This is a genomic window from Cyclobacteriaceae bacterium, assembly GCA_013141055.1.
Taxonomy (GTDB): Bacteria; Bacteroidota; Bacteroidia; order Cytophagales; family Cyclobacteriaceae; genus ELB16-189.
The window spans coordinates 1,932,573-1,957,981 of the sequence record JABFRS010000001.1 but is presented as its reverse complement, the minus strand read 5'-3'; the positions used below and the strand labels follow the sequence as shown (position 1 = coordinate 1,957,981).

Below are 25,409 nucleotides of genomic sequence, written 5' to 3'. Positions count from 1 at the left end.
GTCAAGAGATTACTTCTTTTTCTTTGTTGTTGCAGCAGCGGCGATAGAATCAGCCTTTGCTTGAGCAGCAACAGCAGCAGCAGTTGAATCAGCCTTAGCTTGAGCAGCGGCAGCAGCCATTGCTTGAACACTAGCAACTGAATCAGCCATTCTTGTAGAATCAGCTTTTGCTTTAGCAGCAGCTTCTTCCTTAGCCTTATTGCTACATGCAACGAAAGCCAGTGCCAAAGCGCACACCATAATTAGTCCGAATACTTTTTTCATAGTTTACAGGTTTTTTAAAATTCCCCGCAAAGATAGGAGTTTGGGCCAATTTTAAGGCATCCCCCAGGAAAAATTTACATTTTGGTGCAAATCGGGGTGAAAATTAGACCGCACACTTGTTAGGCCTTATTTCTTTCTGAAAAACAGTCGAAGGGGCACCCCTGTGAAGTCAAAGTTCTCTCTTAGCTTATTTTCAAGGAATCTCTGATATGATTCCTGAATGTATTGAGGAAGATTACAGAAGAATGCAAACGTTGGCGTTGCCGCATTTACCTGAGTAATATATTTGATCTGGATGTGTTTTCCCTTTGTCGCTGCTGGTGGATAATGGATGATTTCCGGAAGCAAGGCATCGTTCAACTGGGAAGTAGGGATCTTTTTCACCTTGTTTTTGTAGACTTCCATTGCCTTTTCAACCACCTGGAAAATGCGTTGCTTTTCTGTCGCGGAAGCAAAGATGATCGGCAGGTAATCCATCGGCATCAGCTTTTCCACCATCTCCTTCCGGATATTATCGGCGGTCTTGCTGTCCTTTTCAATGAGATCCCATTTGTTCATCATGATCACAATTCCCTTGCCCTGTTTCTGAGCTAACGACAAAATGCTCACGTCCTGAGATTCCATTCCGCGGGAAGCGTCAATGACAACAATGGCAACATCACATTCCTCCAGCGCGCGCAATGAGCGAAGGACTGAATAAAACTCTATGTCCTCATGGACCTTGTTTCTCTTTCGGATACCGGCAGTATCAATCAATATAAAATCATTGCCGAACATCCTGTATCGTGAGTGCACCGCATCACGCGTAGTGCCGGCTTCATCGGTAACAATGCTTCGCTCTACTCCAAGCAGTACATTCAGGTAAGATGATTTACCAACATTAGGTCTTCCAAGAATTGCAATCTTTGGAATGCCGGCGTTTGGATCTTCTACATCATCTGCTTCAAATACTTTCACAAGTTCATCTAGAAGTTCGCCGGAACCACCACCATTTTCTGCGGAGACAGGATATACTTCACCCATGCCCAGTGCATAAAACTCATTGGCAAGTATAGCCTTGTCGGGAGTGTCAGCTTTATTGGCTGCAACGAATACCGGCTTCTTTGATTTACGAATGATGTTGGCAAACTCTTTATCGTATCCGGTAAGTCCATCGCGTGCGTCCACCATAAAGATGACGGCAGTTGCTTCTTCGATGGCCATCTCAACCTGGCGACGGATCTGTGATTCAAATTTATCATCTGACCCCGTTACATATCCACCAGTATCAATGACTGTAAAATACTTGCCTACCCATTGCGCGTATCCATAGTGACGGTCACGGGTAACGCCAGGCATATCATCCATGATCGCCTCACGAGCTTCCACCAGCCTGTTGAAAAAGGTTGATTTCCCCACATTGGGACGTCCTACGATTGCGATGATATTAGCCATTTCCTTGAAATACGAAGTAAAAAGTCTGCAAAGGTAAGCAAATAATAAGGGTCTGGGGTTTGAGATGTGTGGGTAAGCGGGATGAGTAGTTTTTCAACTCAATCTGACACGCTGACATCATTTTTCTTTTCAGAGGATCAGATCATCTCAATTCCGAAAAGTCGTTTTCCGGATTTAAAAAGCTCGATTTTAAGAGCCTGAAGCCATCTTTCACGGTGTTTCATCTAAGTCTTTCCGATTTCTTCCCAGAGTCTTATCGGATAAAAGAGGGGGAGTGACCGTGGAGTGACCGTGGGGTGACCGTGGGTCGACCGTGCTTTTGAATGATTTTCTATGAATTGATGCTGGAAACGCTGGTGCAAGCTCAAAAAAGTGTGCAACTGAGCAAATTATTAGGTTTTAGAATTTTCGATTTGCTCGTTTTTCCGCTTTAAAACCTTAACAGGAATGTCAAAATGTCCCTATGGGGAGACCAGATTGGTAACGAAAAAGTTGATAGGAAGGATGAGGAAAAACTATTTTTTTGATTCAGATAATTCATCAGGAGTTACTCAAGATATCCAAACATTCTAAGCTTCTCTTTCTGCTTTCTCCAATCGCCGGCAACTTTCACATGGGTTTCGAGGAAGACCTTCTTGCCGAAGAATGATTCCATATCGGTTCGTGCTTCGGTGCCGACTTTCTTCAGAGAACTTCCGGCTTTGCCAATGACGATTCCTTTTTGTGAATCACGTTCAACAAAAATCGTAGCGCGTATGCGAAGTATCTTTTCTTCGTCTTTAAAATCTTCGATGCCTACTTCTGTACTGTAAGGAATTTCCTGCCCATAGTTCTGAAATATTTTTTCACGGATGATCTCAGATGCAAAGAACCGTTCACTTCTGTTGGTGAGTTCATCCTTTGGAAAGAAGGCTGGATGTTCCGGCATCAGCGCCAGCAATGAAGGAAAGATCTGGTCAACATTTTCTCCCGTAACGGCAGAAACAGGCAGGATCATTTTCGCTGCAAGATGACTCTTCCAGTATTCCACGATTTCCTTGCGACCGGTCTTTGGTGCTTTATCTACTTTATTAATAAGAAGAAGAATGGGTGCCTTGACTGACTTAAAACGCTCATAGGTGGTGACGTCAAATTTTTCTCCCCACTCCACTACCAGGAGGATGACATCGGCATCTTCGAGGGAGACTTTGACGTAATTCATCATTGCTTCGTGCAAAGCATACTTGGGTTCAAGAATTCCAGGGGTGTCGGAATAGACAACCTGGAAATCGTCGCCGTTCAGAATGCCCATGATCCGGTGGCGGGTAGTTTGGGCTTTAGGGGTAATGATGGATAGGTTCTCGCCCACGAGCCGGTTCATGAGGGAAGATTTGCCAACGTTGGGCTTCCCTACAATGCTTACAAAACCGGCTTTATGGGGTGATTTCATGCGTTTTTTGATCAAATTTAAGCATCATTTAGGTGGTTTGATCCATTTACCTTCCCTATACGTTAGAGTATTAACGTATATAACCCCCCAGTTGTGAAAAGCGCCGTTGTTGCCCTGATTTTTGCAGTTTTAGTTTCTTCCTGTATGAGCCACCAGTCGTCTGGTTCGGCTTCATCGGTTAGAAAATGGAAGCCTGTAAAGGATCGTACTTCGTATCAGAAGACAGTAAGGCAGGCGGAAAAAGATTAATAACAACAATGAGGTGAATTATTCATGCGTGAAAGCGCTTATGATATCCTCGGGAACGATTCAATAAGTATTCAGGATAAGTAGTTGTCTTTTCAGTTGAGTTTTTGATTTCGCTGGAAAGGAGTACTTTTGTGCCACTAAATCGCGGGGTGGAGCAGTTGGTAGCTCGTTGGGCTCATAACCCAAAGGTCGTAAGTTCGAGTCTTACCCCCGCTACAAAAAGTCGTTTGGCTCATGAAGTTCGAGCCTTATCACAACAAAAAGGTCATCCAAAAGATGGCCTTTCTTTTTTTCATGAAATATTACGTTTACGTTCTATACTCTGAGAAATTCCAAAAGATATATATTGGTTACACCTCTGATCTGAAGGCTCGATTTGAATCGCATAACATATTTTCAAAGAAAGGCTGGACTATCAAATTCAGACCTTGGACGATAATTCATCAGGAGGAATATGACTCTAAATCAGATGCTATGAGAAGAGAAAGAGAATTAAAATCGGCAAAGGGGCGAGAATTTATTTACACTAATCTCTTAAAAAGGAACTAGTCGTTGGACTCATATCCGCCAGCTGGCGGACGTAAGTTCGAGTCTTACCCCCGCTACAAAAAGTCGTTTGGCTCATGAAGCTCGAGCCTTATCACAACAAAAAGGTCATCCAAAAGATGACCTTTCTTTTTTCATGAAATATTACGTTTACACTCTATACTCTGAGAAATTCCAAAAGATATATATTGGTTATACCTCTGATCTGAAGGCTCGATTTGAATCGCATAACATATTTTCAAAGAAAGGCTGGACTATCAAATTCAGACCTTGGACGATAATTCATCAGGAGGAATATGACTCTAAATCAGATGCTATGAGAAGAGAAAGAGAATTAAAATCGGCAAAGGGGCGAGAATTTATTTACACTAATCTCTTAAAAAGGAACTAGTCGTTGGACTCATATCCGCCAGCTGGCGGATGTAAGTTCGAGTCTTACCCCCGCTACAAAAAGTCGTTTGGCTCATGAAGCTCGAGCCTTATCACAACAAAAAGGTCATCCAAAAGATGACCTTTCTTTTTTTCATGAAATATTACGTTTACATTCTATACTCTGAGAAATTCCAAAAGATATATATTGGTTATACCTCTGATCTGAAGGCTCGATTTGAATCGCATAACATATTTTCAAAGAAAGGCTGGACTATCAAATTCAGACCTTGGACGATAATTCATCAGGAGGAATATGACTCTAAATCAGATGCTATGAGAAGAGAAAGAGAATTAAAATCGGCAAAGGGGCGAGAATTTATTTACACTAATCTCTTAAAAAGGAACTAGTCGTTGGACTCATATCCGCCAGCTGGCGGACGTAAGTTCGAGTCTTACCCCCGCTACTACAAAAGCAGTCAAGGTGACTGCTTTTTTTATTTAAAGACCTTTTTATTGTCCGCATTTACCTCAAATGGTTGCGCACTCATTGAATTTCTCTAATTCTCCCGGAATCCTTGATATTTGCCTTTGATAATGGTTCAAAGGCGCATGATGATGAGGAAAAGAGTAATAAACGCGTTAAGAATTGCCCTACTATTTATTTTGGCAATTCCCTGTGTTGGCTTTGCGCAAACATATTCATTTCCATATTTAAGACCCTCTGACAACTTTGCTATTGACAATGATGACAACGGGGTCTACTGTCTCTACCGTTCTTCAAAAACCAAAACGAGCACAACCTTTCTGAAAGTTCTCTTAGATCAAAATCTGAGAGCCATTGATTCTGTTGAATATGTTCTGGATGGAAATGCTGAATTGCTTACCAGTGGTGGGAATGAGCGATTTACATTCCATGCTTTCGAATCAAAATCTGAAGGCGTACGGTTTATCGAATTTTTAATCACCAGCAAGTCAGGAAAGTTGCAGTATTCATTCAGAAAAGGAGCCGTTGACATTGAGCGAATGTTTGGAAAGCACACAAGGGTTCAGGATGTACGTTTAGAATTTTTATCAGACCCCGACAATAACATTCTGCTGGTTAAGTTTAACGAATTTCGTTCGAGAGACCCAATCATGATCGTAGCATTCGATATGCAAAATGGTTCCCAGCTGTGGAAGAGCACAAGAGGTAATTTCAACATCATTCAAACTACAGATTCATTAGTCATTGCTTTAAGGAGATTTCCTCTTGGCAGTGAGTCTTCTTACTCGATAAATTATTTTGGCAAACAATCTGGAGTTCTCATTAAGTCTATGCCTTACAATAGCGCTGGCGTCCGCCCTCGTGTGATTACTGTGATGGCTACCAATGGACAGCAATTGATGCTCGTTGGCGAAGAATACATAAAGGAGGCGTATGGAAAGGAATCACATTTCTTTATGACGATGTTCGATATGAATGGACAACAGATCTTTGATAAGGTTGATACTGCTGATCGGATGGGAAAACACCGGAGGCATTTATCAGGTTCTGTTTTCGATGCCCAAGGTAATCTTGTTTTGGTAGGTGAGGGCTATCGATTGGATGCCACGAGAATGGTTGTTTCTGGTCTGGCAACTATTGCATTGGCGGTAGCTACAGGTGCTAACACTTATGGTTATGGGGGGTTGGGGGGGCCTGATGATCGTGTAGATTTTATTACCTCAGCAATTATATCTCCTGAAGACGGTGAGGTCAAGCAGCATTGGAATTTTCCGGTCGGGCCCTGGATTGGGTTTCCAAGTTTTCTTACGGATGGCAAAAGAATTCTGATAGGTATCTCTAATAATTTTCTGCTTTATAAAGTTGATGCACCCGATGTGCCTCCTGTGAAATTTGTTTCGTTGAAAACCAGAGAGCAGTTAGTGCTAACCTCATACGGACCAGCGATTTCATACCGTCACTCCACTTTAAAGATGCACACGCTTGAATTGTTAAAACCTCTGCCAGAGCCTGTAAAAAAAGAATGAGCCAGCCCACCCCTGAGCCAGCCCACCTTATTACCCTATGAAGGTTTTCTTTATCGTATTGACAATACTTTGAATTCTGTTCTACGATTCATCTGATACTGTTCTTCTGAACATTTCACTCCGTCTCTGCACTTATTGACAGGCAAAGATTCTCCGTAACCTGCTGCACGCATTCTGGAAGGGATAATTCCTTTCGATGCGAGGTATTGAACAGCAGCATCAGCACGGTTCGCGGAAAGCTTCATGTTAAAATCATATGAAGATCTGCTGTCAGTGTGTGAACGCAACTCAATGCGCATATCAGGATATTTCCACATCAACTCAGCAAGCTTATTAAGCTCAGGCTGTGCATCAGCACGAATGTTGAACTTGTTAAGATCATAATAGATGTTCTCTATCTTAATGATATCACCAATACAGATCATCGTAAGGTCTCCGTTCAATACTTTTGAGCGCTTTAATCCCACGGTAGTGAAGTCTACCGAATTGAGACCGCAATTTTTTCTGGCCGCCACGACCGTGTAAGTACTGTTGAGATCAAGTTTGAATTTGTAAGAACCGTTTCTGCTGGTGGTTATTTCACGAATGGTGCTACCCGAAGCGTCGATCAACCGGACATTAACATTTTCCATTGGCTGCTTGTCTTCTTCACTACGCACAACTCCGGCCAGCTCAAAGTGAAGCGGACTTAAAGGCATTGGCACTTCACGACGATCAGAAGTGACAGTACGATCTTCATATGTTTCTTTGCCTGCTTTGAATGAATTATCTCCAGGGTTCATGCAGAAACTTGCGCGACCATCGCGATCAGTGTAAGCTTCCATATCTCCAGCCACGACTTTTACAGAGTCCATTGGAAGATTAGTAATAGAGTCGTAAGCAACCACTACTACAGATTGACAGTTTTGCTGGAAGCTATAAATGTCATCATCAGCAAAACCTCTTTTTCTATTGGAACTGAAGAATCCTCTTTTCAAATATTTATCCCAGGTGATGCTGAAATCATCCTTTGATGAATTGAAGGGAGCTCCCATATTAGTGATGGCTCCTATCCTTCCTTTTTTTATTGGTGCTTTGAAGATGTCAAGTCCACCTAAACCCGGACGGCCATCAGAAGAGAAATAAAGATTACCAGCTTCATCGATGAAAGGAAACATTTCATCACCACTGGTATTTACTTCTTCAACGTTAACAGGCTTTGACCAGCGACCTTTGTTGAAAGCCACAACATAAATGTCGGTGCCACCTTTTCCGCCTGGACGGTTAGAGACAAAGTATAATTGTTTGTTGTCAGGTGTAAGGGCGGGATGCCCGCTGGAATAACTTGATGCATTAAATGGCAGTAGGATCTGCTCACTGGATAATTTCATATCCTTAACAAAGGTCATGAAAAGTGCTTGCTGACTTACCTTTTTACCGCTTGCTGCGAGTGTGTAGGTATTGTTGCGGGTCATGATTAATGTGTCGCCACTTTTAAAGACGGCGGCAGGGCCTTCATGAAATTTCTTATTCAAATCCTCAAACCTTATGATCTTGGCAACCTTTTCATAGTGATAGCGAACACTGTCAAACATAAAAGCAGTTCCATAATGACCGGGAGTGTTTGTGTCATTGCTGGTTGTGTAGGTATCAGCATCATGAGCATTTTTACCAGTATTAACAATGTATGAAACCACCTCCTTGTTTAGTTCGGTGTAGAGGGCGGCGGTGTCGGTAACAAAATACCAATCAAGAAAAGCCGATTCATCATATTCTGAAACGTGTTTGATAGCATGTTCCTGCTGACGGTTGGAGAGAAAAGCCAGTCCGTTTTTTACATATACAGGTCCGAATTCAGACTGCCAGGTATTGATAGAGGCAGCGTACTTCAGGTTATATTTGGAAGAATCCTGATAGAATTGATTGATGTTGTGCATCGCCAGGGCGAATTTTTTTCCATTCGGATCATCCGGCAACAGCACAGCGTAATTCTCATACCATTTTGCTGCTTCCTCATATTGTTCATTTGAAGCAAGCGCTTGTGCATAATGCCATACACTTACTGCATCAGGATTCTCATCCTGTGCAAGATCAGAATAGATGCGCATGGCATTCTTAATGTCATTCATTTTGCGATAGCATTCTGCCAGTTTGACTTTTGCCTCATGGTTTCTTCTATCCTTTTTAAGGATTTGCTCATACCAGGTAATGGCTTCCATGTAGCGCATGTTTTCGAAATCCTTGTTGGCAACCTTCATCGTGAACGATTGTGCTTTCAGGGACTGGATGCTTAATGTCAGTGCGAGGAGTGACAATATGCAGTATGTGATCTTTTTCATTGGTGCTGTTGTAAATATTTTGATCATCGTGATTAGAAGAAACGGGGTGAGATCATTCTTTTCTTTTCATATCCGAATTCGTATCGGAGCATGATCTCATGACTTCCTGAATTTCTGAGCTCACTCAATGTCCAGTCATATGCATAACCGACGCGGAACTGATTATTAAGTTGTATTTCAAGCATAGAGGAAATAATGCTGCTGCTTCTTACAGATGCGCCTAATCCGATAGTTCTGTAAAACCAGGCATTCAGGTTTACATCGACATTGATTGGTGAACCCTGAACCATTCTTATCAGAGCGGAAGGTTTCAGATCAACCGCTGGCGAAACTGAAAACACATAACCTGAAGCGAGGAACCAGTGTGCGTTCTGACGTGACAGATCTTTACTCACGTTACTCTCACTATAAAATGTCCCCTGACCAAGAATGTGTGGAGAAGAAAATCCTACATAAAACCTGTCAGTGCTGTAAAATGCACCGGCGCCAATGTTAGGTTGAAAATCATCTAATGTTTGATTGAAAGCATTATCTACCTGACTTCCTGAAAGCTGGAGTGTCTGATAGTTTGCATAAAAGCGGGTGAATCCACCTTGTATGCCCAATGCCAATGTTCCTTTATTAAACTTAAGCTTGTATGAGTAGCTTCCGTACACGCCAGTAGTTTTGTTAATACCGATCTCATCATTGAGGATCTGAAGGCCAAGACCAACTTTTTTATTTGGAAGAGGTGAATCGATGGAGATCATTTGGGTAACAGGTGCTCCTGGAACGCCAACCCATTGAAGACGATATAATCCGGTAACGCTCAACACATCGCGGTTCCCTGCATAAGCAGGATTAACACCGAGCATGTTAAACATGTACTGTGAGTACAACGGATCTTGTTGCGCCTGACAAAGATTCAGGAGGGTTACACTAAAGATGATTGACAGTAAAAATTTCCGGTTCATAAAGGTTATCGTTTAAAAATTTTAAAGCTCCTCTTTCACGTCCTGGCTGGAATAATACCTGTGACATGGCGTAACAAAAGTGCCACTCCTGTACCTCCCATAAATCAGGAAAAGACTGGAATGCTAAAATCAGGAGTTACCAGTCTCATCGGGGTAATCACTGAGAGGGAGTTGAGAACCTCTATTTTGAGCTGTTTTGGACGATTTAAGCCTCAAAAGAAAAGCCCCCTGAAGTTCTCAGGAGGCTTTCTATCTATGTTTGGGAGGACTGAACCTTTATCTTTTGATGACTACGAAGCTTGTGAATTTCTGTCCGCTTGAAAGCTCAATGTTGTAGTAGTAAGTGCCTTCAGGCAGAGGTCTGTCAAGGAAAGAACCGTGGCTGGAAGTTCCATTCCAATCGTTCTTGTAGTCCGCAGAGCTGTACACCTTGTCACCCCAACGATTGAAGATCAATAAGCTTGCTGATACTCCACAGCTTAGTGTTATTTCATAGTTGTCATGCTGTCCGTCGCCATTAGGAGAGAAAGCATCCGGGAAGAACAAGTTCGCTGGAGCCAGTGTCAATGACGTCGGTACATTTTCACTTGGGTCATGGTTCAGGTCAGGATCAGCAGATGTTCCATCTGTTGACACATCGGTAACCTTATTATTTCCAGGGCCAGTACCAGTCGCTCTCGCAAGGTTAAGGAATGAACCATAATTTCCGTTAGGTGAAAGTATGATAGTGAATGACACCGTAGCTTTTTGCTGAGGAACAAAATTGTCTGTTCCGGTTAACAAATGACTGTCAGTGATACCATTGAAGTTCGCATTAACGTGCAGTGTCGGACTCATTACATTCGTCACTGAGAAGGTTGCTGGTAAAGGGAACACTTTACGAAGTGAATCCGTCACATCAAGCATCGTCAATGTAGAATTTCCGAAATTCTCAATGTTCATTGTATAAGTAACCTCGAAATCACAGCTGGTCAGTGCGATTGGAGTAGAAACTGTTTTAGAGATTCCGATCAGCTCGTTTGCAATTAATGTAATACGGGTTGCCTCATTTTCATTTGCACCACAAGGATTTCCATCGCCGTCTTCATCGCACACCATACCCATATCAGAAATATCCATCGTGGTTTGCAAAGTTGTCATACCGGTAGCCATTCCATCCACTGAGCTAAGGAAGAGTCCGAATGAATTGTTTGCTTTTACGTTAATGGAGAAGGAGATCCATTGTGTGTCACCAACTTCCAGCTTTCCTGAACTGATCATATCCGTGTTTGTCTTCCCGTTATAAGAAGGATTGAGTACAAGGGAACCAATTATTTGTGGTGCGGAAGTGATAGTCACTACTGCAGGAGCGGGGAATGCATCAGCAAGATCATTCAACAAATCAATACTTGTCAGATCTTCATTACCCATGTTCTGTACAGTGATAGTGAAGTTGATGTCATAAGAACCATCTGCCTTCAGCACTGGAGTCGAAGCATTGTTAGCAATACCCAATACCGGTGCAAGTTGCAACAGGAATGGAGTTGGCTGACTTTCATTTGTGTCATTAGGATTTCCATTTCCATTTGGATCAGGATCTGAACCTTGTGTTGAAATATCACCGTATGTCAGTGAATTGTCAGAGTTGCTCGCAAAAGCCAGCGCAGTGTTATAATATGGTCCGGCACTGATCGGTCCTGGGATGTTCACAGTAAACTTGATTGTTTCTTTTCCGCCGATTGCCAGCGTAGAAGTTCCAACCAGCAAGTTGACAATCGTGCTTCCATTGAAAGAAGGATTTGCCACCAGTGAACCAGTTGTTGCAATTGTGCTTTTCAAAGTGAATGGAGTTGCTACAGGTAATACCAATGCAATGTCATCGTATACTGCAATGTTGCTGAGTGCTGTGTTGCCTAAGTTCTCAACTACAATTGTAAAAGTAACATCGTATGAACCGTTCATGTTTAACAATGGTACGGAAGCGGATTTTGCAATACCTACTACCGGAGTCAGGATCAATGTTACCGGTGTTGCAGAATCTTCACCCACATCTCCAGGATTTCCATTTCCATTTGGATCAGGATTATTTCCAATCACAGACAAATCTGTAGTAGTCAAAGCTCCATTATTAGCATTAGCAGAACCCGTCGCTGAATTATAGAAAATTCCAGCGCTGCCATTTGCCTGAATGTGTACTGTAAAGTTCACAACGGCAGAGGCACCCACACTCAATGAGTTTCCGGCTGCGAATAAGTTCTTATCTGTTTTTCCATTGAATGCAGGGTTCACAGTAAGTGTACTTAACGTATTAACATGGTCTACTGTAAAGGTTGCAGGAGCAGGAAAAGCCTGTGCAAGATTGTCAGTCACCTGTACTTGATTCAGGATAATGTTACCAAGGTTTTCAACCGTTACTGAGTAGGTTACATCGAAGCTTCCATCAGTTTGCTGAAGTGGAACGCTTACTGCTTTTGCAACACCCAATACTGCGTGTGGTGTAAGGTTTACGCCAGTTGGGTCGTTTTCACCAGCATCAGAAGGATTTCCATTTCCATTTGGATCCGGATCAGTTCCATTGCTTGAGATATCTGTGTAGGTAGTCAGGGTGTCATCGCTGATGGATGTAACCGTCGCACGATTGTAGAACATTCCTGAAGTTCCATTCAGATTAACCAGCACAGTATAAGTAATTGAGAAGTTTGCACCGATCGCCAACTTGCTTCCAGGAGCCAGAAGATTAACATCTGTACTTCCGTTATAAGAAGGGTTAATGATCAAAGTTCCCGTTGTAGCACTGCCAGGAGCAACTGTGAAAGTCACAGGAGCAGGGTAAGCATTACTCAAGAAATCTTTTACCTGGATATTGTTGATAGCGTAGTTACCAAGGTTTTCAACCTGAAGTGTGTACACAATTTTGTATGTACCATCAGCTTGCGCAATCGGTAAGCTTGCAGCTTTTGCAACTCCGGCAATCATGTTAGGAGAGAAAGTGACTGAGGTTGCTATATCTTCACCGGCATCTCCAGGGTTTCCGTTTCCATTTGGATCAGGATTTGTTCCGCTGTTAGAAATGTCTGTGTACGTTACTGCACCGTTGGTTCCTTTTCCAATCGCACTATTAAGGAATGGACCAAAGCTTCCGTTCGCCTGAACTTCGACTGTATATGTTACAGTTTGTGTTGCGCCAACTGCAATGGAACCAGAAGTGATCAGGTTAATGTCACTTACTCCATTATAAGAAGGATTCGCAACCAGTAGACCTGAAACATTTGTTCCGATAAGGATGAACGTTGCTGGTAAAGGGAAAGCGTTATTCAAATCATCTGTCAACTGAATGTTATTCAACGTTACGTTACCCATGTTCTTTAAAGACACAGTGTAAGTAATGTGATATGAGCCGTTTGCCTGAACAATTGGAGTGCTTGCAGCCTTTGCAACACCTAACACTGGTTGAGGAGTCAATGTGATAGAAGTAGCATCGTCTTCGCCTGCATCTCCAGGGTTTCCGTTTCCATTAGGATCAGGATTTGTTCCGTTAGCAGACACATCAGAATAATTTCCGGAAGGGCTGGTAGCGGTACCTACGGCGCTGTTGTTGAAAGGACCAAAGCTTCCGTGTGGATCAATGATCACCTGGAACGTAATGGTTTCAGTAACACCAATCGGCAGAGTATTCACTCCGGAAAGAAGATTGATGTTGGTTGAACCATTGAATGCAGCATTAGGAGTTGCTGAACCGGATACCACTACAGGTCCGCTTACTGTATAAGTTGTAGGGCTTGTGAAAGTGTTATTAAGATTGTCAGTTACCTGGAAGTTTGTGAAAGGTGCATTACCAAGATTCTTAACCGTAACGGTATAAGTCACCTGATAAGTACCATTCGATAAGATCACAGGAGTTCCAGCTGATTTTGCGACACCCATGACAGCATTAGGAGTAAGGCTGATCATTGTTGCATCGTTTTCACCTGCTTCAGAAGGATTTCCGTTTCCGTTAGGATCAGGATTTGTTCCACTTGCAGAGATATCAGTAGTGTTGCCAGAACCGGATGCGCCAGTGGCAGATCCTTTCGCAGAGTTATAATAAGGGCCAAAGTTTCCGTTCACGACAACATTGGTTGAGAACGTGATCGTTTGTGATTCACCAGGAGCTAAAGAGTTTCCAGCAGCAAGCAGATTGATATCAGTTCTTCCGTTATATGAAAGATTTGGTGACAAACCGCCTGTGCTGCTAGGCAACTGAGTGATTGTAAATGTAGTCGGTGAGCTGAAAGCTGTAGTAAGATCATCCGTTACCTGGACATTGTTAAGAGTAACATTTCCATGATTTTTTACGGTGATCGAAAGAGCTACGACATAACTTCCGTTAGACTGAAGAGTTGAAGAAACAACTGATTTAGCAACTCCAATTGTAGGATTAGGAGCAAGTGAAATTGAGGTAGCTACATCTTCGCCAGCATCTGATGGATTGTTATTGTTGTTAGGATCAGGATTAATACCATCGGTAGAAACATCTGTAGATGTTACTGCAAATCCAGATGCAGTCGCAGTGGCAACAGCAGTGTTGAAGAATGGACCAAAGCTTCCGTTGGGCATTACATTGATATTTAATGTAATGTGTTCGGTTGCGCCGGCGGCCAATGTGCTTCCTGCGCTTAGAAGATTGATATCAGAACTTCCGTTAAATCCAGGATTTGCGATTAACGACAATGGAGTAGTCACTGAACCTATAACGCTGAACGCTGAAGGAGAAGGAAAAACGCTTGTAAGATTATCAGTTACCTGAACATTATTCAGCGCCACGTTGCCCATATTCTGGATCGTGAAGGTGAACATCATGTTATAACTTCCGTTTGCCTGAAGCGCAGGTGCACTCGCAGCTTTTGCAATACCAATCAATGCATTCGGTGTCAGTGTAAATGGAGTTGGAACACTTTCGTCTGTATCTCCTGGATTATTGTTTCCATTAAGATCAGGTTGTGTACCATCTGTTGAAATATCATTTGTGGTAGCAGTGGTCAAAGCATCTTTAGCAGAAGCAAGTGCCGTGTTAAAGAACGGTCCGAAGCTTCCGTTAGGAAGAACATTTGCCGTAAATGAAATCGTTGCTGTTGCACCCGTAGCTAAAGTACTTCCAGCCGCAAGAAGATTCTTGTTGCTGTTGCCATTGAATCCTGAGTTAACGGCCAATGTTCCTGAAGCAGAAGGAGCAACTGAAATAGTATAAGTAGAAGGTGCTGGAAGAGCGGCAACCAGATCATCCACAACCTGCACGTTTGTGAGTGCAGTGTTTCCTAAATTCTTAACTGTGAAAAGGAATGCCACATTATAACTTCCGTTTGATTGCAAAACAGGTACGCTTGCAGATTTCGCGATTCCAATAACCGGGTTTGAAGTCAGGTTAAGAGAGGTACAATTGCTTTCTGAAATTTCAGAAGGATTTCCGTTACCATTAGGATCAGGATTTGTTCCGCTGGTTGAAACATCCACTGTTAGACCAAGACCCAAAGGGCCTGTTGCAGTTACGATAGCTGTGTTACAATATGGACCGAAGAGACCACCAGGTCTTACATTAACTGTGAAATTGATCGTCTGTGTTTCACCGATTCCAAGAACACTGTTAAGTCCATCAAGAAGATTAAGATCCAGAGTTCCGTTGAATCCGATGTTAGCTGTCAATCCACCCGTTGTACTAACACTTGCTGTTAATCCAAAACCTGCAGATAAACCGAGAGCTTGAGTTAAGTTGTCAATTAACGTGATGTTATGAAGAGATACGTTTCCGTAGTTTTTAAGAATAATTCCATAAGTAACATTGTAGCTGCCATCAGGCTGCAGAATTGCGCTGATCACATTCTTTGCAACACCAATGATAGGTGATGGAGTTAATGTGATGATGGTAGGAAGAACTTCCAATGGGATACCGTCGCCGTTAGGATCAGGATTGTTGCCATCCATTGAAACATCGATGGTTGGCAATAAGCTTCCCATGCCCGTTGCAACAGCACTATTAATAAAAGGTCCGAAGAATATGGTCGGCTTGATGTTCACTGTAAAAGTGATGGTTTCACTAGCCCCAACATTCAGCGTGCTTCCTGATGCTAATAAGTTTTGAAGAGCATTTCCGTTGAATAATGTGTTTGCAATCAATGTTCCTGTTGAAACAACATTTCCTATAAGATTGTAAACTGTTGGAGAAGGGAATGTTGTAACCAAAGGATCAATAACCTGAACATTATTCAATGTTTCATTACCTAGATTCTCTACAACAAATGAGTAGGTAACATTATAGGATCCGTCAGGTTGAAGAAGCGGTGTGGAAGCGCTCTTTGCAATACCAATCACCGGCACGGGAATTAAAACAACAATCGTTGGTAAGGTTTCTAAAGGAATTCCGTCACCATTTGGATCAGGGTTGTTTCCATCCATTGAAAGATCGATCGTCGGCAAAAGACTTCCCATAGCACTTGCAATCGCAGTGTTTACAAAAGGTCCGAAGATTGCGTGAGGGACAGCATTTACCGTAACGGTGATCGTTTGTGTTTCGCCAACATTTAAAGTGCTACCTGGAGCAAGAAGGTTAGAAAGAAGATTTCCGTTAAAACCCGCGTTGGCAATTAATGTTCCGCTGGCAGCAACATTTCCAACAATAGTATAAACGCTCGGCCCAACAAATACAGATGCCATGTTATCAGTCACCTGAACATTGTGCAATGGTTCGTTTCCAAGATTCTTTACGGTGAATGTATACGTGACGTTATAAGAACCATCTACCTGCGCTAACGGAGCTGATGCACTTTTTGCAAGACCGATTATCGGCATTGGAACAAGATTGATGATCGTTGGCAATGTTTCCAGTGGAAGACCGTCACCATTAGGATCAGGATCATTTCCATCATAGGAAATGTCAGTTGTTGGAAGCAGGCTTCCGGTTGCACTTGCAATAGCTGTATTCAGGAATGGCCCAAAAGCCGTATGAGGTTCAACGTTAACCGTGAAAACTACAGTTTGAGTGGCTCCTACCGCAAGGGTGCTTCCAGCAGCTAATAAGTTTGTAATTCCAAAACCATTAAAGCTTGAATTGGCAATCAGTGATCCGCTGGCAATAATATTTCCGACTAAAGAATAAGTGGAGGGTCCGATGAAAGCTGAGGTCAATACATCAGTCGCCTGTACATTACTCAGAACTTCGTTTCCAAGATTCTCAAGTGTAAGCGTGAAAGTTACATTGTAAGAACCATTTGGCTGAAGCTGAGGTGAAGAAGCGCTTTTTGCAATACCAATGATTGGCACGGGTACCAATGTTACGATAGTAGGAAGCAACTCCAACGGAAGGCCGTCTCCGTTTGGATCAGGATCATTTCCATCAACTGATATATCTAAAGTAGGCAGCAATGAACCAGTAGCAGATGCAATCGCGGTGTTAACAATCAATCCAAACAAACCGTTTGGAACTACATTCACTGTAAATGTGATCGTCTGTGATGCTCCAACTGCAAGAGTGCTGCCAGGCTGAAGTAAGTTGGTGAAAAGATTTCCATCATATGCTCCGTTTGAAACAAGGGATCCGCTGGTAAGCACATGACCAACAATGCTGAATATGGATGGAGATGCGAATGTTGAAAGGAGATTATCCGTTACCTGTACGTTATTCAATACTTCATTACCAAGATTTTCAATAACGATGGTGAATGGAATGTTGTAAGAACCATTTGGTTGCAGTACAGGCACTGAAGCACTTTTTGCAACACCAATGATTGGAATGGGTAGCAATGAAACGATCGTCGGTGAAGTTTCAAGAGGAATGCCATCTCCGTTAGGATCAGGATTATTCCCATCAACAGAAATGTCAATGGTGGGAAGAAGACTTCCATTGGCAGATGCTGTGGCAATGTTGGCAAATGGTCCAAAGGAACCGTGTGGGTCAACATTTACGGTGAATACGATAGTTTGGGTTGCTCCAATCGCCAGGGTGCTGGTAGAAGAATTCAAAAGGTTAGTAGCAATATTTCCGTTGAAGCCTGCATTTGCTGTAAGTGTTCCGCTGGTGATAACACCGCCTACGATTGAGTAAGCAGAGGGTCCTATGAAAGCAGTGATAAGATTGTCAGTCACCTGAACATTAGTCAATGGCTCATTACCAAGATTCTTGACCGTCATGGTGAATGTCACATTGTTTGTTCCATCAGGTTGTAACAGTGGAGCAGTCGCGCTTTTCGCAATACCGATGATCGGAGTTGGAATTAATGAAATAGATGTAGGCAAAAGTTCCAATGGAATACCATCACCATTTGGATCAGGATTGTTTCCGTCAACTGAAAGATCAAGTGTGGGAAGAATGCTTCCGTTTGCAGAAGCAGTAGCAGTGTTTAAGAAAGGGCCGAAGAGTCCGTTCGTTACCACGTTTACATTGAATGTTATGGTCTGAGTAGCACCTAAACCAAGTGTGCTTCCGGCAGCCAGTAGATTTGAATTTGTATTACCATTATAAGAACCGTTGGCTACCAATGAACCGGTAGAAACAACAGAACCTACTGTGTAGGTTGATGGAAAAATAAATACTGAGCTAAGATTATCTGAAACCTGAACATTATTAAGGATCTCGTTTCCAAGATTCTTGATCGTGATTGTAAATGGAATGCTATATGATCCGTTCGCTTGTTTTTGTGGAGCTGCTGCACTTTTGGCAACACCAATAACTGGCAGAGGGCTAAGGTTAACAATCGTAGCAGATGTTTCAAGAGGAGTTCCATCACCATTTGGATCAGGATTGTTTCCGTTTACCGAAGTATCCAGCACCGGAAGAATTGTTCCGTTTGCACTGGCAACAGGCAAGCTTGCAAATGGTCCGAAAATCAAATTCGGAACTACATTGATTGTGAAGATGATCGTCTGCTGAACACCAACGTTCAGAAAGCTTCCTGCTGCAAGAAGATTGGAATTCAATCCGCCGTTGAAGGCAGGATTACCAATGAGCGTTCCCGTAGCAACAACATTTCCAACCATCGAGTAGGTTGTAGGAATTATAAAAACAAGACCCAATGCATCAGTTACCTGAACATTGGTTAGTTTTTCATCACCATAATTTTTCACCGTTAAGGTGTAAGTGATGTTATAGCTTCCGTCCGCCTGGAGAGCTGGTGCTGCAGCGCTGGTAGCAAGCCCAATCTTGGGAAGTAAAAATGGTGATGCATGTAATGTCTGGAAAAGACCAGATAACATGATCAGAAGGGTTACGGTGGTTAGTCGAAGTTTCTTCATAAGCTGATGTTTTAAGTCTCAGGTGCTGGGGGTGATTTGATCCGGCGACATGAGGCAACAAAAGTGGCCGGTTGGCGCCTCCCATGAATCAGGAAAAGACTGGAATGCTAAAATCAGGAGTGGCCGGGATCGTAGGGGTTTCTACTTAGGGGGAGTTGGGAAAGTGCTTTTTTAGCCAAAATGGACCGATTTTGTAAATCCCTGATTAAGAATTTGATAATCGGGATCCTGGTATTTCATCGTGGAAAAGTTTCCCCAATAAGCCTTTATCCAATTGGGGGATAAAAAATACCCCTCCTTTTAGCCCATTCTTCCGGTGGCATAATTCTTATCATATGTATACTAAACCTATAACTATGAAACAGATATTGAATCTTTTCCTCCTGGTAGCCGCATTTGTCCTTGTACAAGCTTGTGGACCTAAAAAGGAAAACACAGAAGAAACAATGGCAACCGAAACTTCAGTAAGCGCAACTCCAAAGTTGACTGTTGAAGAACGTCGCGCCAAGATTGAAAAAGACAAGGCTGATCGTGCAGCAGCGCGCCGTGCCAGATGGGAAGAAAAACTTAAAACATCACCTACTTATACCGATGAAAATGGTGTAGTAGTTTACAACAAAGCAGAGGTTGATCCGATGTATGTTGGTGGTGAAGATGCAATGAACAAGTACTTACGCGACAACCTCATGTATCCTGAAACTGCAAAAGAGCAGGAATTGGAAGGAACAGTGTTCGTTGATTTCGTGGTAGCAAAGGATGGCGTAGTTCGCAACGTGGTAGTAACTGATGAAGGTGATGTAGATCAGAGCCTTAGAATGGAAGCTATCAGAGTTGTATCCAACATGCCAAAATGGGTAGCAGGATCCCAAAAGGGAAAACCAGTTGATACCTATTATAGCCTTCCGGTTTCATTCGTTCTTTATTAAGACCCAAAAAATAACCACTACAGAAGAGCGGCCCACATCGGGTCGCTTTTTTTTATGACTAAACCCCACCGTATCCCCCTTTCCGATCATAAAACATAAGGATTTCCAGTGGATGATTTTCGTATTTTCAGGGTTTGAATGATTCACCATGACGATTGATTTACGAAGTGACACTGTTACAAAACCTACTCCTGGAATGCTGGAAGCCATGTGGCAGGCAGAGGTGGGGGATGATGTTTTCGGAGAGGATCCAACCATCAATAAACTGGAAAAGAAGTGTGCTGAACTTCTGGGTATGGATGCCGCGGTGTATTGTCCATCGGGCACTATGACCAATCAGATTGGGATCAAAGTGAACACTCAACCCTTTGATGAGGTAATTTGTTACCAGGGCGCTCATATCTATAAATATGAGGGCGGTGGACTGGCCGGCAATAGCAATGTCAGTGTAAGATTGCTTCCAGGTGATCGGGGCCGTTTATCTGTTGAGGATGTTGCAGGAAATATTAACAATAGTGCAGATACTCATGCTGCAATCACTTCAGTTGTAGCACTTGAAAACACAATCGTCAGAGAGGCTGGGAGTTTCTACACACTTAATCAGATAAAGCAAGTCAGTGAATTTTCCAGGTCGAAAGGTCTGAAGATGCATCTTGATGGAGCGAGATTGTTTAATGCTTTCGTTGAAACAGGAGAATCGATCAATGAAATCGGTAAGTACTTCGAAACCATATCGATCTGCTTGTCAAAAGGTTTGGGAGCACCGGTGGGGTCTGTGTTGGTATGTAAAAAGGATCTGGAATTTAAAATAAGGAAGGTGCGTAAGGCATTTGGTGGAGGTATGCGTCAGGCGGGATTTCTGGCAGCAGCGGGAATTTATGCCCTGGATCATCACGTTTCAAGATTGAAGGAAGATCATACCCGGGCAAAAGAGCTGGGTAATGTCCTCAAGGCTAAATCATATGTTCGTTCGGTCATGCCGGTGGATACTAATATTGTAATCTTTGAACTGGATTCACGAATCACCCCTCAACAGTTTCTTGCAAAGATTGGTGACCATGACATGAAGGCTCTCGCCTTTGGTCCGTCACAGGTACGGTTGGTTACTCATCTTGATTTTTCGGATATGATGCTGGAGAAGGCGGTCTCTGTCTTTAATAAAATTTCAATCTAGCATGGACGATTTGGAGAAATCATTACCGGGGGCTGAAGGCATGGTGGAAGCTGAGGAGGCTTCTTCCAAAAAGACTCACAATGAGTTTTGTCTTAATTGCGGTACACAACTACATGATAAATTCTGTCATCACTGTGGGCAGAAAGATATCCCACGTCGCCAAACATTAAGTGAACTGTGGGAAAACTTTATTTCCTCTTTTTGGAGTTATGAGGGGAAATTTTTTCGAACCACAAAATTTTTATTGCTTAAGCCGGGTTTCCTTGCGATTGAATACAATAAAGGACACCGTGAAAGCTACTACCATCCGGCAAGGATGTATGCCTTTATCAGTTTTGTATTTTTTCTCGCTTTTTTCTCTCTTCCGGATGCACCCGATGATGAAAAAGAGGAAATGCAAAAAACTATAAAAAAGGAAATTGCAGACGAACAGGCAAAAAAATATTGGGACCCAGCGAAGCTTGATTCAATTCTTGCTCAGATTCCTAAAGGAGATACTAGTAAAATTGACTCTATTAAGAAGACTAAGAAGTTTAGAAAAGGCAAGAAAGAGAAGTTTAGTATAACAGGTGAGAAGTATACAAGAGTTGGTGAGTATGACTCGGCTCAGGCAAAGTTGCCGGAAGACGAGCGTGATGGATGGTTTAAGAAGCGACTGATTTTAAAGACTATTCAATTAAATGAGCGCTTTGAAAGTTCTGATGAGTTTGGGAAAGAGTATGGAAAAATTTTCATGGATAATTTTTCTAAGGTTCTGTTTTTCCTTCTTCCCGTTTTTGCTCTTGTGTTAAAATTGCTCTACGTAAGAAGAGATTATTTCTATAGTGAACATCTTGTATTCTCTATTTACTACTACAATTTCGCTTACCTGGCGGGATCTCTCCAGATGGTGATCAATCTGGTTCCGGCCCTAAACTATGTTTCGGTCGCGGTAGGTTTCTGGATATTCTTCTATCTGTTGTTTGCAATGAAGAGAATGTACGGGCAAACGTGGAAGAAGACTATTGCTAAATTCTTTCTTTTTCAGTTCATGTTCTTTATCTGTGCGTGCATCGGGTTGGTTGTGGCAGGGATATACGTATTAATGATGATGTAATGGCTTTACTAAACTCTTCTTCACCACCATTGGCAGAACGCATGAGGCCTTCCAGACTTGAGGATCTGGTAGGTCAGGAGCATTTGGTAGGACCGACTGGCATTATCCGCAAAGCTATCCTCACGGGAAATATTCCATCCATGATTTTATGGGGTCCGCCAGGTGTTGGTAAAACAACAATAGCAAACATCATTGCCAATGAAGTCAAAAGACCTTTTCATATTTTAAGTGCAGTGAGCGCTGGTGTAAAAGATGTTCGCGAGGTAATTGAAAAAGCAAAACATACGAATCGACCCATATTGTTCATTGATGAAATTCATCGATTCAATAAATCACAACAAGATGCTTTGCTGGGTGCAGTAGAGAAGGGAACAATTACCCTAATAGGGGCAACGACAGAAAATCCTTCATTCGAGGTTAACTCGGCCTTGCTTTCACGAAGCCAGGTATATGTTTTGAAGCCTCTGGGTGAAAAAGAACTTCTTCAATTGATCGACCAGGCACTCAGTCGCGATACTGAATTGAAAAAGAGAAATGTTGATGTTAAAGAACATGCTGCTTTATTAAATATTTCGGGAGGAGACGCAAGAAAAATCCTAAATCTTCTTGAATTGATTGTTGAATCTGTTCCCGGTGATATTGAAGTTACTGATCAGTTGGTAATGGAAGTGGCACAAAAGCATGTTGCTATTTATGATAAGAGTGGCGAGCAGCATTATGATATCATTTCGGCCTTTATTAAATCTATTCGCGGAAGCGATCCTAATGCAGCTGTTTATTACCTCGCACGCATGATCACAGGTGGGGAAGATGTGAAGTTTATTGCACGAAGACTTGTGATTTTAGCTTCAGAAGATATCGGCAATGCAAACCCAACAGCATTAGTGCTTGCTACCAGTGCATTTCAGGCAGTGAGTATGATTGGGTATCCTGAAGCCAATCTTATTCTGAGCCAGTGCACAACGTACCTCGCTTGTTCAGCTAAAAGTAATTCAAGCACCGTTGCCATCGGAAGTGCAATGAGCAAAGTGAACCAAACGGGGGATCTTCCGGTGCCGTTGAATGTTAGAAATGCCCCCACCAAGCTGATGAAAGATATGGGCTATGGGAAAGATTATCAGTATGCACACAGTTTTAAGGATAACTTTGTGAATATGGAATTTCTTCCGGATCAGATTTCTGGAGAAAAATTCTACGAACCTGGCAACAATCCCAGAGAAGAAGAGTTAAGAAATTATCTGAAGAGATTGTGGAAAGAAAAATACGGCTATTAAACCCCGAACTCTAACATAGAATAAGCATACTACATGCAACGTCTTCTTTTCGAATATTCTCCGTTCTATTTTCTTCTTTGCCTGGCATTGGGAGTGGGATACGCGTATCTGTTATACTCAGTAAAGTACAATTGGAGTAAAACAATCAATCGTATCCTTTTTAGTCTGCGTACCGTTCTCGCTACCGGATTACTTCTATTACTTCTGGGACCAATTCTCAAGCAAACAGAAAATATTTTTGAGAAACCTTCAATTGTGTTTCTGGTCGACAATTCAAGATCTGTACATGAAATTGCAGACTCCGCTCAGATCATGACTGGATTAAACTCTGTTGCCAATGAATTGAAAAAGAACGATCGTCAGGTGTCATGGAGCAATCTTACATCAGTTTCAGATAGCATTTACTTCAATGGTTCTTCATCAGACCTTGCGCATGCTTTGCGCGAAACGGTAAATCGTTATGAAGGGAAAAACCTGGAAGGAATTGTATTGGTTTCAGACGGTATCTATAATAATGGGGTTTCACCACTATATCAGCCTTTGCGTATTCCGGTTTATACTGTCGGACTCGGTGATACCACACAGCGTGCAGATGTTGTTTTAAGAAATGTTAATTACAACCGGATCGTATATCAGGGGAATAAGTTTCCATTGCGTGCAGAGCTAAGTATCAATGGAATACCGGATCAGGATGTTACAGTTACGGTACTTCAGCAGGGTAAGGTTCTTCAAAAGCAGACAAAAAACTCGGGAGCCAAATCACTTCTTGATTTTGACTTTCAGTTGGATGCTGGAACTCAGGGCATTCAACGACTGGAAGTCCGCGTCGAAAATGTTAAAAATGAAAGCAATCTCAAGAATAACAGAGCCAGCGCTTTTGTTGAAGTAGTGGAGGGTAAGAAGAAAATCCTTTTGCTGGCTCGCTCGCCTCATCCTGACATCAAGGCAATCCGAAATGTTCTGGAGAAAAATCCCAACTATGAATTTTATGTTCACATTCCTGGTGTTGAAGAAGCAGATCGTTCTTTGCTGCAACCGGGAAAAGTTGATCTGATCATCGCGCATCAATCTCCAGATGCGGAAGGTAAGACCACGGCGATTTTATCCTCTTTTCTGAAAGCAAAGACCTCAGCACTCATTATTATTGGACAAAAAACTTCGTTGCGTGCACTTCCAACATTAGGGATACCTCTTGGTTTTGAGGGTTCCGGACAACGTGATGAGGTGCAGACCGTCGTTAATTCCAGTTTCCGTGATCTTGGATTTTCAGACGACATCAACTCAAACATTAGCCGATATCCTCCGGTGCAGGTTCCTTTCGGCAAATTTTCTTTCCCTGTTAACACCAAAATAATTCTTCATCAACGGATCGGAAGTGTGGTTACAGATCGTCCTCTTTTGATGACCATGGAAGATGACCAGCAAAAAATTGGAGTTGTCGTTGGAGAAGGGATCTGGAAATGGAGACTCAATGAATTTCAGGAAACTGAAAAGACTTCTTCATTCGATGAATTGTTCTCAAAACTATTTCAGTATCTCAGTACACGTGATGACCGAAGAAAATTCAGAAGCTTTCCGTTGCAGCATGAATTTACCAGTGATGGTCCGGCAGTGCTGGAGAGTCAGGTTTACAACGATCTTTTTGAGCCGGTCTACGGAAATACCATTGACATTGAATTGAGGGATGAACAGAATAAAATAACCAATTATCGTTATGTCACGGGTGCAGGAAACAGCCGCTATCGGATTGGCAATCTTAAAGAAGGAATTTATCGCTATAAGGCCACAACAGAAGTAAAAGGTAAGAAGGAAGAAGTTCGTGGAGAGTTTTTAATGACAGAACAAAATCAGGAAGAACAGAACTTGACAGCAGATTTTGGATTGCTTCGTCAGCTGGCTGTTAATACGGATGGGAAGTTTTATAAGCTTCAGGATATTAATAACCTGGCAACTGATCTTTCTGCGAAAGAATTAAAAAGCATTATTCACTCAGAAGAGACATTTAATCCCTTGATCAATTTGAAAGCCGTCTTCTTCATATTGCTCTTGCTGATTTCAACGGAGTGGTTTGTAAGAAAGTTTATGGGTTCATATTAAGTAAAAGGCGAGTCATAAAAAAAGGGC

General features: G+C 42.4%; 16 protein-coding genes and 1 tRNA gene. 11 read left to right on the top strand and 6 right to left on the bottom strand.

Annotated elements, in window-relative coordinates; translation table 11 throughout:
* Positions 1-9 precede the first annotated feature (9 nt).
* The 3 genes from HOP08_08760 to era form a co-directional block, all read right to left on the bottom strand.
* Entirely contained in the window at positions 10-264 is a 255-nt protein-coding gene (locus HOP08_08760) for a hypothetical protein (protein NOT75006.1), read from the bottom strand.
* Positions 265-390: 126 nt separating this feature from the next.
* Positions 391-1,698 carry a ribosome biogenesis GTPase Der gene (gene der, locus HOP08_08755; GenBank protein ID NOT75005.1) on the bottom strand — a complete coding sequence of 436 codons (1,308 nt, stop codon included), beginning with the start codon at positions 1,696-1,698 and terminating at the stop codon, positions 391-393.
* 547 nt (positions 1,699-2,245) lie between these two features.
* On the bottom strand, positions 2,246-3,127 hold the full coding sequence (gene era, locus HOP08_08750) for a GTPase Era (protein NOT75004.1): 882 nt from the start codon (positions 3,125-3,127) through the stop codon (positions 2,246-2,248).
* Between the two features lie 93 nt (positions 3,128-3,220).
* On the opposite strand from era, the gene HOP08_08745 reads away from it, so the two are divergent.
* The 6 genes from HOP08_08745 to HOP08_08720 all read left to right on the top strand — a co-directional run bounded on the left by HOP08_08745 (position 3,221) and on the right by HOP08_08720 (position 6,304).
* Entirely contained in the window at positions 3,221-3,376 is a 156-nt protein-coding gene (locus HOP08_08745; protein NOT75003.1) for a hypothetical protein, read from the top strand.
* 143 nt (positions 3,377-3,519) lie between these two features.
* Positions 3,520-3,592 (top strand) — tRNA-Met (locus tag HOP08_08740).
* A gap of 78 nt (positions 3,593-3,670) precedes the next feature.
* Complete coding sequence (locus HOP08_08735) at positions 3,671-3,925, top strand: GIY-YIG nuclease family protein (protein ID NOT75002.1); 255 nt, start codon at positions 3,671-3,673, stop codon at positions 3,923-3,925.
* A 133-nt stretch (positions 3,926-4,058) separates the two neighbouring features.
* Positions 4,059-4,313, top strand: a complete 255-nt coding sequence (locus HOP08_08730) for a GIY-YIG nuclease family protein (GenBank protein NOT75001.1) — start codon at positions 4,059-4,061, stop codon at positions 4,311-4,313.
* Between the two features lie 116 nt (positions 4,314-4,429).
* Positions 4,430-4,702, top strand: coding sequence for a GIY-YIG nuclease family protein (locus HOP08_08725; protein NOT75000.1), 273 nt, complete (start codon positions 4,430-4,432; stop codon positions 4,700-4,702).
* Positions 4,703-4,957: 255 nt separating this feature from the next.
* Positions 4,958-6,304 carry a hypothetical protein gene (locus HOP08_08720; GenBank protein ID NOT74999.1) on the top strand — a complete coding sequence of 449 codons (1,347 nt, stop codon included), beginning with the start codon at positions 4,958-4,960 and terminating at the stop codon, positions 6,302-6,304.
* Between the two features lie 50 nt (positions 6,305-6,354).
* Here the strand turns inward: HOP08_08720 and HOP08_08715 are convergent, their stop codons facing one another.
* From HOP08_08715 to HOP08_08705, 3 genes are all read right to left on the bottom strand, one after another.
* Positions 6,355-8,622, bottom strand: a complete 2,268-nt coding sequence (locus HOP08_08715) for an OmpA family protein (protein NOT74998.1) — start codon at positions 8,620-8,622, stop codon at positions 6,355-6,357.
* A gap of 32 nt (positions 8,623-8,654) precedes the next feature.
* Positions 8,655-9,575 carry a type IX secretion system membrane protein PorP/SprF gene (locus HOP08_08710; GenBank protein NOT74997.1) on the bottom strand — a complete coding sequence of 307 codons (921 nt, stop codon included), beginning with the start codon at positions 9,573-9,575 and terminating at the stop codon, positions 8,655-8,657.
* Positions 9,576-9,851: 276 nt separating this feature from the next.
* Positions 9,852-18,815, bottom strand: a complete 8,964-nt coding sequence (locus HOP08_08705; GenBank protein ID NOT74996.1) for a gliding motility-associated C-terminal domain-containing protein — start codon at positions 18,813-18,815, stop codon at positions 9,852-9,854.
* 356 nt (positions 18,816-19,171) lie between these two features.
* Between HOP08_08705 and HOP08_08700 the strand changes: the two genes are divergently transcribed.
* From HOP08_08700 to HOP08_08680, 5 genes are all read left to right on the top strand, one after another.
* A complete protein-coding gene (locus HOP08_08700) occupies positions 19,172-19,741 on the top strand; it encodes an energy transducer TonB (GenBank protein NOT74995.1) in 570 nt (189 codons plus the stop codon).
* 148 nt (positions 19,742-19,889) lie between these two features.
* Complete coding sequence (locus tag HOP08_08695) at positions 19,890-20,915, top strand: threonine aldolase (GenBank protein NOT74994.1); 1,026 nt, start codon at positions 19,890-19,892, stop codon at positions 20,913-20,915.
* A 1-nt stretch (position 20,916) separates the two neighbouring features.
* Complete coding sequence (locus tag HOP08_08690) at positions 20,917-22,011, top strand: DUF3667 domain-containing protein (GenBank protein NOT74993.1); 1,095 nt, start codon at positions 20,917-20,919, stop codon at positions 22,009-22,011.
* The gene (locus HOP08_08685; GenBank protein ID NOT74992.1) at positions 22,011-23,285 is read left to right on the top strand and encodes a replication-associated recombination protein A; all 1,275 of its coding nucleotides are present in this window, start codon (positions 22,011-22,013) and stop codon (positions 23,283-23,285) included. The genes HOP08_08690 and HOP08_08685 overlap by 1 nt, the downstream gene beginning before the upstream one ends.
* 33 nt (positions 23,286-23,318) lie before the next feature.
* Positions 23,319-25,382, top strand: a complete 2,064-nt coding sequence (locus HOP08_08680; GenBank protein NOT74991.1) for a VWA domain-containing protein — start codon at positions 23,319-23,321, stop codon at positions 25,380-25,382.
* Positions 25,383-25,409 lie beyond the last annotated feature (27 nt).